The organism is Phytobacter sp. V69 (assembly GCF_965644215.1).
Lineage (GTDB): Bacteria > Pseudomonadota > Gammaproteobacteria > Enterobacterales > Enterobacteriaceae > Phytobacter.
In genome coordinates, this window is the sequence record NZ_CBFFRL010000137.1 from 1 (window position 1) to 13,048 (window position 13,048).

8 protein-coding genes and 1 pseudogene are annotated in these 13,048 nt (G+C 54.8%); 7 read left to right on the forward strand and 2 right to left on the reverse strand.

The genetic code is table 11. The annotated features are described in order from the left end of the window. Both ACSZPU_RS17680 and ACSZPU_RS17685 read left to right on the forward strand, forming a co-directional pair. Positions 1-77: hypothetical protein (locus ACSZPU_RS17680; protein ID WP_242430040.1), on the forward strand; the 77-nt coding region annotated here is incomplete at its 5' end. An 87-nt stretch (positions 78-164) separates the two neighbouring features. Continuing rightward, positions 165-1,304, forward strand: a complete 1,140-nt coding sequence (locus tag ACSZPU_RS17685; RefSeq protein ID WP_499001407.1) for a glycerate kinase — start codon at positions 165-167, stop codon at positions 1,302-1,304. A gap of 47 nt (positions 1,305-1,351) precedes the next feature. On the opposite strand, the gene barA is transcribed toward ACSZPU_RS17685, so the two are convergent. After that, positions 1,352-4,102, reverse strand: coding sequence for a two-component sensor histidine kinase BarA (gene barA, locus ACSZPU_RS17690; protein ID WP_499001408.1), 2,751 nt, complete (start codon positions 4,100-4,102; stop codon positions 1,352-1,354). A 56-nt stretch (positions 4,103-4,158) separates the two neighbouring features. On the opposite strand from barA, the gene rlmD reads away from it, so the two are divergent. From rlmD to eno, 5 genes are all read left to right on the forward strand, one after another. Next, positions 4,159-5,457: a 23S rRNA (uracil(1939)-C(5))-methyltransferase RlmD gene (rlmD, locus tag ACSZPU_RS17695; protein ID WP_499001411.1), complete on the forward strand. Its 1,299-nt coding sequence runs from the start codon at positions 4,159-4,161 to the stop codon at positions 5,455-5,457. Positions 5,458-5,508: 51 nt separating this feature from the next. Beyond that, positions 5,509-7,749: a GTP diphosphokinase gene (gene relA, locus ACSZPU_RS17700; RefSeq protein ID WP_499001414.1), complete on the forward strand. Its 2,241-nt coding sequence runs from the start codon at positions 5,509-5,511 to the stop codon at positions 7,747-7,749. A gap of 93 nt (positions 7,750-7,842) precedes the next feature. Then, positions 7,843-8,634 carry a nucleoside triphosphate pyrophosphohydrolase gene (gene mazG, locus ACSZPU_RS17705; RefSeq protein ID WP_499001416.1) on the forward strand — a complete coding sequence of 264 codons (792 nt, stop codon included), beginning with the start codon at positions 7,843-7,845 and terminating at the stop codon, positions 8,632-8,634. Positions 8,635-8,857: 223 nt separating this feature from the next. Beyond that, entirely contained in the window at positions 8,858-10,495 is a 1,638-nt protein-coding gene (pyrG, locus tag ACSZPU_RS17710) for a glutamine hydrolyzing CTP synthase (protein ID WP_499001418.1), read from the forward strand. Between the two features lie 78 nt (positions 10,496-10,573). Continuing rightward, a complete protein-coding gene (eno, locus tag ACSZPU_RS17715) occupies positions 10,574-11,872 on the forward strand; it encodes a phosphopyruvate hydratase (protein WP_499001419.1) in 1,299 nt (432 codons plus the stop codon). 65 nt (positions 11,873-11,937) lie between these two features. On the opposite strand, the pseudogene ACSZPU_RS17720 reads toward eno, so the two are convergent. Beyond that, positions 11,938-13,014 (reverse strand): annotated as a pseudogene (locus tag ACSZPU_RS17720) (SDR family oxidoreductase). Positions 13,015-13,048 lie beyond the last annotated feature (34 nt).

The window sequence follows — 13,048 nt, forward strand, 5'->3', positions numbered from 1 at the left end:
GCGACGATGCAATGGGGATGCAGTATCTGATCCCTGGCTGGACGTTCGACAACAAACGTCCTTGCATGGTGCGTTAATGGAATTGCCAGCCCATGCCCGGGCTGGCATTTTCCAGAAGCTTCCGGGTATATGCTTGCGGCAGTGAATATGCGTAAGGATGGCTTATGAAAATAGTTATCGCACCTGACTCCTATAAAGAAAGTTTGAGTGCTCTGGATGTGGCGACCGCGATTGAAAGCGGATTTCGCGAAATTTTTCCGACGGCTGAATATGTAAAATTGCCGGTTGCGGATGGCGGAGAAGGGACGGTTGAAGCTATGGTTGCCGCGACCAGAGGGCGCATCGTTTCGGTGACTGTCAAAGGCCCGCTTGGCGAGCAAGTCGACGGATTTTATGGTCTGTCAGGCGACGAAAAATCTGCGTTTATCGAAATGGCGGCGGTCAGCGGTCTTGAACTGGTGCCTCCGGCTCAACGCGATCCGCTTGTGACCACCTCGTGGGGGACAGGCGAGCTGATTCGTCACGCGTTGGACGCGGGCGTAAAGCATATCATCATCGGGATTGGCGGTAGCGCCACGAATGACGGCGGCGCGGGGATGGTGCAGGCGCTGGGGGCAAAATTGCTGGATAACGAAGACCAGCAGATTGGCCCGGGCGGTGCGGCACTGGAAACGCTCATTAAGATCGATATTCGCGAACTGGACAAACGTCTGGCGGAGTGCCGTATTGAAGTGGCCTGCGACGTGACGAACCCGCTCACGGGTAAAGAGGGGGCTTCGGCGATTTTTGGCCCGCAGAAAGGGGCCACGCCGAAAATGATCGCCCGCCTGGATCAGGCGCTGGGGCATTACGCGAAGCTGATTGCCCGCGATCTGGATCAGGATGTACTAAACCTGGCTGGCGGTGGCGCGGCAGGGGGGATGGGCGCTGCATTATACGCCTTCTGCGGTGCGGAACTGCGCCAGGGTATCGAGATTGTGACCGATGCGTTATCGCTGGATACCCACGTTGCCGATGCTGACCTGGTGATTACCGGTGAAGGGCGTATCGACAGTCAGACGGTGCACGGCAAAGTGCCGGTTGGCGTCGCGAGAGTGGCAAAACGCTATAACGTGCCGGTGATTGGTATTGCGGGCAGTTTGACGGCAGATGTCGGTGTGGTACACGATCACGGCATCGATGCGGTGTTCAGCGTGCTTTATAAAATTTGCACGCTGGAAGATGCGCTGGCTAACGCGGGTGAAAACGTGCGTATGACCGCGCGTAACGTGGCGGCAGTGCTGAAAGTCGGGCAGGGCAAATAAGCCCCAGTCCCTGTTGTTACCCTCTCTTGCGGGAGAGGGTATCAGGATTATCCCATCATTTTGCGGGCATCGCGGGTCACGTTGTCCATCTCATCAAGCAACTCCAGAAACTCCGGTTCCAGCTCTTCGGCAGGAACTCCGCTGCGTAACTGATGCTCAATAAGCTGGCAGAGATTTTTCAGCCGTGGCACGCCGCTGTAGCCACAGCTTCCGTGCAGTTTATGAATCAGATCCAGCAAGCCGTCTGGCGCTTCACCAACCAGCTGTTCTTCCACTTTGTTGCGGATTTCCGGCAGGAACGCCACCAGCATTTGCAGCATTTCGCGCGCCAGATCCGGTTTACCCGCCGCCTGACGCAGCGCCAGCTGCCAGTCCAGGGTTACGTTCTCCACTATCTCGGGTTCAGCAGGTTCCGGCGGTGTGACAACGTTGCTGGCCAGCGCACCGGGTTTATAGCGCAGCAGCAAATTGTGCAGCTTGTCTTCTTCAATCGGTTTTGCCAGATAGTCGTTCATGCCGGCGCTGAGCAGCTTCTCTTTTTGCCCCGCCATGGCGTGCGCGGTCACCGCAATCACCGGCGTTTGCTGCTGATGTGGCAACTGGTGAATCAGTTCGCAGGCGCGGATACCATCCATCCCCGGCATCTGAATATCCATCAGAATTAAATCGAACTGCATCCTCTTGGCCATTTCCACCGCCTGAGGCCCACTGTCGCACAATTCGACCTGCTGTACCTGGTCTTCCAGCAACGCGCCAATTAATTTCAGGTTGGCAGGGTTGTCATCCACCGCCATCACCGTCATCGGCAGCTTGCTGACATCCACCGATTCCACCTGACGGGTCGAGCGGCAATATTCGGTCAGCGCGGGCAGCAGGCGCGTTGAGGTGAGTGGTTTCAGCAGACAGCCGGCCGCACCGTCCTGTTTCAGCGCTTCGGCGTTAATCTGGGCATGGCAGGGGAGCGCCAGCAGCAGGTAGTCGGTCATTGATGCGGCGGCGGCGAGTTTCTCATGCTGCATGGTCAGCGGCTCGCGGAACGTCACCGGAACCGACAGCAGCAGAATGTCATAGTGATCCGGGGGCAGGGCCGAGAATGACGGGCTGTACACCACCTCCAGCGGCGTGGTGCTCAGCACATCCAGCGTACTTTGCGCCGCGGCGGCGTTCGGCTCGATATAGGCCAGGCGTTTGCCCGCCAGACAACCTGTAACCGGGCCTTCGGAAATCGCATTTGGGTTGAGGTCCAGATTGATATGGAACCAGAAGGTGGAACCCCGGTTAGGCTGGCTGTGGAAGGAGATATCGCCCCCCATTTCGTTGACCAGTCTTTGGGTGATCACCAGCCCCAGGCCCGTACCGCCGTGGCGTCGAGAGATGCTGGCATCGGCCTGACGGAATGCCTGGAACAGGCGCGACTGGTCCCGTTCTGGAATACCGATCCCGGTATCGCGGATCTGCACCTCGATTTGCACTTTGTTGTTACTGATCGAGCGCCGCTCAACGTGGATATCGATATTGCCGTTTTCGGTAAATTTAATGGCATTGCCCACCAGATTGGTGATCACCTGCTGCAGGCGCAACGGGTCGCCAATCACGTTATCCGGCACATCATTTTTGATATTTAGCGTCAGCTCCAGCCCTTTATCGTGGGCAGAGTGCGCCAGCAGAGTCACCACTTCATCCAGCGAGTTGCGTAACGGGAACGGGATGCTTTCAAGGATCAGTTTCCCGGCTTCAAGCTTCGAGAAATCAAGCACATCGTTGATGATGGTGAGCAAGTTATTGGCTGAACGTTCGATGGTCAGCATATGGTCGCGCTGGGTAGGATTCAGCTCAGATTTCAGCGTCAGGCGGGTGAAACCGATAACCCCGTTGAGCGGCGTACGCAGCTCGTGTGACATATTGGCCAGGAACTCGGATTTAATGCGTGCCGCTTCCTGGGCTCGCTTTTTCGCCAGATCCAGCTCAACGTTCTGGATCTCCATCTGTTCCAGGGTTTCGCGCAGATCCGAGGTGGACTGATCGATATTGTGCTGCATCTCTTCGTGGTAGGCCGCCAGCGACATGGCCATCGAATTAATGCCGTTTTTTAGCATGTCCAGCTCGCCGAGCATAAACCCTTCCACCCGGCTATCCAACTGACCACGGCGGATACGGTCAACCGTGTTAACCATATTGCGAATCGGCCCGGTAACGTCGCGCATCAACCGCCAGCCGAAAATCAGCGCAATGCCAATACAGAACAAAATCATCAGGCTGGAGATGAAAATCTCTTTGTACTGCTGCAGACGAACGGATTTGAGATCCAACTCCAGCGCCACATATCCCAGCATATTGCCAGCGGGCTTGGCGTCGGAAACGGCGGATTCATCCGGGGAATAGCCCTCCGAAATGATGGGCGTGCGCAGGATCATCAGGTCGCCCTTGCGGTTCACGCTTAAGCGGCGGGGCAGCGCCACCCCGTCCGCCAGGCGTAATTCACCCGGGTCGAGCTGGAAATTCGAGTTGACGAACAGATGGTTCTGCTCATCGTAAATGGAAATGCCGCGCACGATGTCGGAATGGCGGCGGTGCAACACGCTGATCAACTGCCCAATGGCCTCGCGATCCTGCAACGTCATGCTGTATTCACTGGAGACCGCAAGCGGTTCAATGATACTGGCACCCGCGTCTTCCAGTTGCCGCTGTAAGTCGTTATAGCGGTGAACAACGAAGAAGGTACTCAACAGCACACCGATCAATACGGTCGGGGCGAGGATCAGGATCATCATGCGCGCGCGCAGGCTGTAGTTGGTCATGGGGTTCCGTTATGGGAGAATATGGGCATTATCTGTAATTGAGAAAATTCTCGGCAATGGCGCAATTCTACTCTGCAAAACGACGCGTGACGACGCGTCAGATCATGACTGTAACAGTAAACGACCTCGATCCCTTTGGGCAGGGGGTTGCGCGACATAATGGTAAGGCGTTGTTTATTCCCGGTTTATTACCGCAAGAAACGGCTGAAATTACCCTGGCTGAAGACAAAAGACAGTTTGCGCGCGGTGCGGTAAAACGCCGTCTGAGCGACAGTCCTGAGCGTGTTGCGCCGGTATGTCCTCATTTTGGCGTCTGCGGCGGCTGCCAGCAGCAGCATGCGAGCGTGGCGTTGCAACAACGCAGCAAAAGCGCCGCCCTTGCCCGATTGATGAAGCAGGATGTCGAAGAAGTCATCTCCGCGTCGCCCTGGGCCTATCGCCGCCGGGCGCGTCTGAGCCTGAACTGGCAGCCCAAAACCCAGCATCTGGATATGGGCTTTCGAAAAGCGAATGCCAGCGACATCATTAACGTCTCGCGCTGCCCGGTCCTGGTGCCCCGTCTTGAGGCATTGCTCGCGCCGCTGCACGCTTGCCTCGCGAGTTTAAAAGCGGTGCGCCATCTGGGCCACGTTGAGCTGGTACTGGCAGACAATGGTCCGCTGATGGTTTTGCGTCATACCGCGCCACTCTGCGCCGCCGATCGGGAAAAACTGGAACGCTTTTCGCATTCCGAGGGACTGGCGCTTTTTCTGGCGCCTGAAAGCGAGATACTTGAACGTGTTACGGGAGAATCTCCCTGGTATAACTCTGACGGGCTACGCTTAACGTTCAGTCCGCGGGATTTTATCCAGGTCAATGACGGCGTAAATCAGCAGATGGTTGCCCGTGCGCTGGAGTGGCTGGACGTGCAGCCAGAAGACCGCGTACTGGATCTTTTCTGCGGGATGGGCAACTTTACTTTGCCGCTGGCAAAAAGAGCGGCGAGCGTGGTGGGCGTCGAAGGCGTGGCCGAACTGGTGGCGAAAGGGCGTGAAAATGCCCGGCAAAATGCCTTGCAGAATGTGACATTTCTTCATGAAAATCTGGAAGAAGATGTCACAAAGCAGCCGTGGGCGCGCCAGGGTTTTGATAAAATACTTCTCGATCCCGCTCGTGCGGGAGCTGCTGGCGTCATGCAACACGTTGTAAAATTAGCGCCCGGCAAAGTAGTGTATGTTTCCTGTAATCCGGCAACGCTCGCGCGTGACAGCGAGACGTTAGTCAATGCGGGTTACCAGATTAAGCGGCTGGCGATGCTGGATATGTTCCCGCACACTGGGCATCTGGAATCCATGGTGTTATTCGAGCACAAGTGATTAATTTCGGCTTGTCGAGTTCGACAGGCTCAGTCCCTAAAGGAGAGGACAATGGTTGCGGTAAGAAGTGCGCATTTGAATAAAGCGGGTGAGTTCGATCCCAAAAAGTGGATCGCCAGTCTGGGTATCTCCAGCCAACCGTCGTGTGAACGCTTAGCCGAAACCTGGGAATATTGTCTGCGACAAACACAGGGACATCCTCACGCCGATCTGCTGCTATGGCGCGGCGTGGAGATGGTGGAAATCCTCTCCATGCTCAGTATGGATCTCGATACGCTGCGGGCGGCGCTGCTGTTCCCGCTGGCGGATGCCGAGGTCGTCAGTGAAGACACCCTGCGCGAAAGCGTCGGCAAATCGATTGTCGAGCTTATCCACGGCGTGCGCGATATGGCGGCCATTCGCCAGTTAAAAGCCACCCATACTGATTCTGTCTCCTCTGAACAGGTGGATAACGTGCGGCGCATGCTGCTGGCGATGGTGGATGATTTCCGCTGCGTCGTCATCAAGATTGCCGAACGTATTGCCCATCTGCGCGAGGTCAAAGACGCGCCGGAAGATGAACGCGTTCTGGCTGCGAAAGAGTGTACGAACATCTATGCCCCGCTGGCGAACCGCTTAGGGATCGGCCAGCTCAAATGGGAGCTGGAAGATTACTGCTTCCGCTATCTGCATCCGGCGGAATACAAGCGCATTGCCAAGCTGCTGCATGAGCGCCGTATCGACCGTGAACATTACATCGAAGAGTTCGTCGGACACCTGCGTTCAGAAATGAAACAAGAAGGCGTGAAGGCAGAAGTGTATGGGCGTCCGAAGCATATCTACAGCATCTGGCGCAAAATGCAGAAGAAGCATCTTGCCTTCGATGAGCTGTTTGATGTGCGCGCGGTGCGTATCGTCGCCGAACGATTGCAGGATTGCTATGCCGCGCTGGGGATCGTTCATACCCACTATCGCCATCTGCCGGACGAGTTTGATGACTATGTTGCGAACCCGAAACCGAACGGCTACCAGTCTATCCACACGGTGGTATTAGGGCCGAGCGGTAAAACCGTTGAAATCCAGATTCGTACCCGGCAGATGCATGAAGATGCCGAACTGGGCGTTGCTGCGCACTGGAAGTACAAAGAGGGCGCAACGACAGGCGCGACCAGCGGCGGGCGTGGTTACGAAGACCGCATCGCCTGGCTGCGTAAGCTGATTGCCTGGCAGGAAGAGATGGCCGATTCGGGCGAAATGCTCGACGAAGTACGCAGCCAGGTCTTCGACGACCGGGTCTACGTGTTTACCCCGAAAGGCGACGTGGTGGACTTGCCTGCCGGCTCAACGCCGCTCGATTTCGCTTACCATATCCATAGCGATGTGGGACATCGCTGCATCGGGGCGAAAATCAGCGGGCGCATCGTACCCTTTACCTATCAGCTGCAGATGGGCGACCAGATTGAAATCATCACCCAGAAGCAGCCGAACCCAAGTCGTGACTGGCTGAACCCGAACCTGGGGTATGTCACCACCAGCCGTGGGCGCTCCAAAATCCACGCCTGGTTCCGTAAACAGGATCGCGATAAAAACGTGCTGGCAGGGCGTCAGATCCTTGACGACGAGCTGGCGCATCTGGGCATCAGCCTGAAAGAAGCGGAAAAACAGCTGCTGCCGCGTTACAACTTTAACGACCTGGAAGAGCTGTTGGCGGCGATTGGCGGGGGCGATATTCGCCTCAACCAGATGGTCAACTTCCTGCAGTCGCAGTTCAACAAGCCAAGTGCGGAAGAGCAGGATGCCGCTGCGCTTAAACAGCTGCAGCAGAAGACTTTCGCGCCGCAAAACCGCAGCAAAGACAATGGCCGTGTGGTGGTGGAAGGGGTCGGAAACCTGATGCACCACATTGCGCGCTGCTGCCAGCCGATCCCGGGCGATGACATTGTCGGTTTTATCACCCAGGGGCGCGGGATTTCCATTCACCGTGCAGACTGCGACCAACTGGAAGAGCTGCGTACCCATGCGCCTGAACGTATCGTTGATGCGGTGTGGGGGGAAAGCTATTCAGCGGGGTACTCGCTGGTGGTGCGCGTGACTGCTAACGATCGCAGCGGGTTGTTGCGTGATATCACAACCATTCTCGCCAACGAGAAAGTTAACGTTCTGGGCGTGGCCAGCCGCAGCGATACCAAAGAGCAGCTTGCCACTATCGACATGAATATTGAAATCTACAACCTGCAGGTGCTGGGCCGTGTGCTCGGCAAACTGAACCAGGTTCCGGACGTCATCGACGCGCGTCGATTGCACGGCGGTTAATTTTCCTCTCGCCCCAAATGCTCTTTGTTTGTTCCCTCTCCCTTCCAGGGAGAGGGCTGGGGTGAGGGGCATTTCATTTTGCAAGGAATCACTATGACTCAAATCACCCGCCTGCTGGGCATCATGCAACGTCTGCGTGACCCGGAAAATGGTTGTCCGTGGGATAAAGAACAGACCTTTGCCACCATCGCACCGTACACCCTGGAAGAGACGTACGAAGTCCTGGACGCCATTTCCCGCGAAGATTTCGATGATTTACGCGGCGAATTGGGCGATTTACTGTTCCAGGTGGTGTTTTATGCACAAATGGCTCAGGAGCAGAATCTGTTCAACTTCGACGACGTTTGTGCCGCCATCAGCGACAAGCTGGAACGCCGCCATCCGCACATTTTTGGTGATGCGCATGCGGAAAACAGCAGTGAAGTGTTGGCCCGCTGGGAGCAGATTAAAACCGCTGAACGTGCTGAAAAATCGCAGCACTCCGCGCTGGACGACATTCCCCATAGCCTCCCGGCCTTAATGCGCGCCCATAAAATCCAGAAACGCTGCTCGACCGTGGGCTTTGACTGGACCTCTCTGGGGCCGGTGCTGGATAAAGTCTACGAAGAAATTGACGAAGTGATGGATGAAGCAAAACAGGCCGTTGTGGATGAGGCGAAGCTGGAAGAAGAGATGGGCGATTTGCTGTTTGCAACGGTCAATCTTTCGCGTCATTTAGGGGTAAAAGCTGAGGTTGCATTGCAAAAAGCGAACCTGAAATTCGAGCGCCGTTTCCGCGAAGTCGAACGGATTGTTGCCGCTCGTGGCCTGGAAATGACCGGAATTGACCTCGAAGCGATGGAAGAGGTGTGGCAGCAGGTAAAACGCCAGGAAACTGATATCTAAAGATATTGTGCGCTCAAGCGTGATTTGTATGATTTTTTAAATAACAAGCGCTTGATTTGCGTCAAAATCATTTTGCCGAAAGTGGCTATTTTCTCACTCCTTATTACAGGTGAGGTTAGGGATAAGGGGTGAGAATGAAAGTTTGTGAGGCACGCCCTGTTCAGGTATACTACTTTCCCGTCCTGGTTATTCCATCGTTTCACCCTAACTTCTCAGGTTCAGCATGACAACGAACTATATTTTTGTGACCGGCGGGGTCGTATCCTCTCTGGGTAAAGGCATTGCCGCAGCCTCCCTCGCAGCCATTCTTGAAGCCCGTGGCCTCAATGTGACCATGATGAAACTGGATCCGTACATCAACGTCGATCCGGGTACCATGAGCCCAATCCAACACGGGGAAGTGTTCGTTACTGAAGACGGCGCTGAAACCGATCTGGACCTGGGTCACTACGAGCGTTTCATCCGCACTAAGATGACCCGTCGTAACAACTTTACGACTGGCCGTATTTATTCCGAAGTTCTGCGCAAAGAGCGCCGTGGCGACTATCTGGGCGCGACTGTTCAGGTTATTCCGCACATCACCAACGCTATCAAAGAGCGCATCATCGAAGGCGGTGAAGGCCACGATGTGGTGCTGGTAGAAATCGGCGGTACCGTCGGCGATATCGAATCGCTGCCGTTCCTCGAAGCGATTCGCCAGATGGCCGTTGAAGTGGGTCGTGAGCGCACCCTGTATATGCACCTGACGCTGGTTCCGTACATGGCCGCTTCGGGCGAGGTCAAAACCAAGCCGACCCAGCACTCTGTAAAAGAGCTGCTTTCTATCGGTATTCAGCCTGACATCCTGATTTGTCGTTCCGATCGTGCCGTACCGGCAAACGAGCGCGCAAAGATTGCTTTGTTCTGTAATGTTCCGGAAAAGGCTGTTATCTCCCTTAAAGACGTCGATTCCATTTATAAAATCCCGGGCCTGTTGAAATCGCAGGGGCTGGACGATTATATTTGTAAACGATTCAGCTTGAACTGCCCGGAAGCAAATCTGGCCGAATGGGAACAGGTGATTTACCAGCAGGCGAACCCGGTAAGCGAAGTGACCATCGGTATGGTCGGCAAGTACATTGAACTGCCGGATGCCTACAAGTCAGTCATCGAAGCGCTGAAACACGGCGGCCTGAAAAATCGTGTAACCGTCAACATCAAACTGATCGATTCGCAAGATGTTGAAACACGTGGTGTCGAAATTCTGAAAGATCTGGATGCTATCCTGATCCCTGGCGGTTTCGGCTATCGCGGCGTGGAAGGTAAGATTGCCACCGCACGCTATGCGCGTGAAAACAATATTCCTTATCTGGGCATTTGCCTGGGGATGCAGGTTGCTCTCATCGAGTATGCTCGCAACGTTGCGGGCATGGAGAACGCCAACTCAACGGAATTTGTGCCAGACTGTAAGTACCCGGTTGTGGCGCTCATTACCGAATGGCGAGATGAAGAAGGCCAGATTGAAGTACGTTCGGAGAAGAGCGATCTCGGTGGCACCATGCGCCTCGGCGCACAAGCGTGTCAGCTTGGTGACGACAGCCTGGTCCGTCAACTGTATGGCGAGCCGACCATTGTCGAACGCCATCGTCATCGCTATGAAGTGAACAACCTGCTGTTGAAACAAATTGAAGCTGCGGGTCTGCGTGTTGCAGGCCGTTCCGGCGATGATCAGTTGGTCGAGATCATCGAAGTGCCAAACCATCCGTGGTTTGTCGCTTGTCAGTTCCACCCGGAATTTACTTCTACGCCGCGTGATGGACACCCGCTGTTTGCAGGCTTCGTGAAAGCCGCCAGTGAGTTCCAGAAGCGTCAGGCGAAGTAAGAGTTAGAACGGCAGTGCACCCAAATGGGTGCACTGTTTGTCTGGAGTTTTAGTTTAACTTGTACTGAGGAAATCCTAATGTCCAAAATCGTTAAAGTCATCGGTCGTGAAATCATCGACTCCCGTGGTAACCCGACTGTTGAAGCCGAAGTACACCTGGAAGGTGGTTTCGTTGGTCTGGCAGCTGCTCCGTCAGGTGCTTCTACCGGTTCCCGCGAAGCGCTGGAACTGCGTGATGGCGACAAATCCCGTTTCATGGGTAAAGGCGTACTGAAAGCGGTTGGCGCGGTTAACGGCCCGATCGCTCAGGCAATCCTGGGCAAAGATGCTAAAGATCAGGCTGGCATCGACAAGATCATGATCGACCTGGACGGTACTGAAAACAAATCTAACTTCGGTGCTAACGCAATCCTGGCCGTTTCTCTGGCTGCTGCTAAAGCTGCTGCGGCTTCTAAAGGCCTGCCGCTGTACGCGCACATCGCTGAACTGAACGGCACCCCGGGCAAATACTCCATGCCGGTTCCGATGATGAACATCATCAACGGTGGCGAGCACGCTGACAACAACGTCGACATTCAGGAATTCATGATTCAGCCGGTTGGCGCGAAATCCCTGAAAGAAGCCGTACGTATGGGTTCAGAAGTGTTCCATAACCTGGCTAAAGTTCTAAAATCCAAAGGCATGAACACTGCTGTTGGTGACGAAGGTGGCTACGCGCCGAACCTGGGTTCCAACGCTGAAGCTCTGGCTGTTATTGCAGAAGCTGTTAAAGCTGCTGGTTACGAGCTGGGCAAAGACATCACTCTGGCGATGGACTGTGCTGCTTCTGAATTCTACAAAGACGGTAAATACGTTCTGGCTGGCGAAGGCAACAAAGCGTTCACCTCCGAAGAATTCACTCACTTCCTGGAAGACCTGACCAAACAGTACCCGATCGTGTCCATCGAAGATGGTCTGGACGAGTCTGACTGGGCTGGCTTTGCTTACCAGACCAAAGTTCTGGGCGACAAAATCCAGCTGGTTGGTGACGACCTGTTCGTAACCAACACCAAGATCCTGAAAGAAGGCATCGACAAAGGCATCGTTAACTCCATCCTGATCAAATTCAACCAGATCGGTTCTCTGACCGAAACTCTGGCTGCGATCAAAATGGCGAAAGACGCTGGCTACACCGCTGTCATCTCTCACCGTTCTGGCGAAACTGAAGACGCTACCATCGCTGACCTGGCTGTTGGTACCGCTGCTGGCCAGATCAAAACGGGTTCTATGAGCCGTTCTGACCGCGTTGCTAAATACAACCAGCTGATTCGTATCGAAGAAGCACTGGGCGAGCAAGCTCCGTACAACGGCCGTAAAGAGATCAAAGGTCAGGCATAAGCCTGTCTTTCTCTGAAATGAAGATGCCAGCCCTCGGGCTGGCATTTTTTTACCTGCAATAACCGTTATTTAAAATCGACGGCCATTTGCTGCGGAATGGACAGTCCGCGGGTGGTTTGTACACACTGGGCGATGTAATCGGTAAAGCGCGGCGGTTTCGGCATGCCCAGTTCAATGAGCTTGTCATTGCTAAAGCGGACGTTCAACATGGCGAACGCACCGTACAAACGCATGGCTTTCAGCATCAGGCGCTCGTTGCAGGGCCCGAAGATGTTTTTCAACTCACGACGCATCTTCACCAGCGTCTCGTAGCTAACCTGCGTGTAGACATCTTTAACCGGCACGGTTTCCAGCGCGGAAGCCATCGCAGCATCAATATCAGCAAACTTCACGCTGTTCTCTTCACCTGCGGAAATATGGATAACTTCCCCCGCCGGGATGTCGCTTTTCAGCATCATGATCAGCGCGTCGGCGCAATAGTCCACTGGCACCACGTCAATGCGGTCTTCCAGTGAGCACATGAATTTCTGCAGCATCAGCGCCATGCTGAATACCCAGAAGATGCTGCTGGAGGGCTGGCAGCCGTAATGCGTGTGACCGACCACGATAGACGGGCGTGCAATGACCAGCGGCAGGTTCGGGTAGGTCTTGCGCATCAGGTGCTCAATGGTGGATTTGGAGTGGGTGTACTCCACCAGATGCTCGGCATTTTCTTTGAATTCCTGGCTTTCAAAGACCAGTGAATCGGCTTCCGGCGCACATGACATCGCAGTGCCAACATGCAGGAAGCGCTTAAGGCCTTGTACTTTCGCCATCCGTCCGGCAAACGCCAGCGTGCCTTCTACGTTGACTTTCCAGATAAGCGGGTTGTTGCCAAACGAGGCAACTGCCGCACAGTTCAGCACGTGAGTGACGCTATCCAGACGCGGGTCGTCCAGAAATTGCTCCGGCGTACCCAGATCACCGATGATGATATGTTCTCAGGTCAGACGGGAGAGAACTGATTCGCTGATGTTGAATTTGCGCATGTTCTCTTTTACGCGCTCAACGCCAGCCTGGCTATCCGTTGCCCTGACTAAAAGTAAATAGTTGATTTGACTGTCGGCGGATTCAACTCCGAAGTGCAACGCTAAGCCGCCAATCTTAGCTCTGCAAACACCACAGACGGTTGCCTGA

Coding starts and splice junctions, on each gene's coding strand:
- pyrG (WP_499001418.1), top strand. CDS start 8,858: ATGACAACGAACTATATTTTTGTGACCGGCGGGGTCGTATCCTCTCTG.
- rlmD (WP_499001411.1), top strand. CDS start 4,159: ATGGCGCAATTCTACTCTGCAAAACGACGCGTGACGACGCGTCAGATC.
- relA (WP_499001414.1), top strand. CDS start 5,509: ATGGTTGCGGTAAGAAGTGCGCATTTGAATAAAGCGGGTGAGTTCGAT.
- ACSZPU_RS17685 (WP_499001407.1), top strand. CDS start 165: ATGAAAATAGTTATCGCACCTGACTCCTATAAAGAAAGTTTGAGTGCT.
- barA (WP_499001408.1), bottom strand. CDS start 4,102: ATGACCAACTACAGCCTGCGCGCGCGCATGATGATCCTGATCCTCGCC.
- eno (WP_499001419.1), top strand. CDS start 10,574: ATGTCCAAAATCGTTAAAGTCATCGGTCGTGAAATCATCGACTCCCGT.
- mazG (WP_499001416.1), top strand. CDS start 7,843: ATGACTCAAATCACCCGCCTGCTGGGCATCATGCAACGTCTGCGTGAC.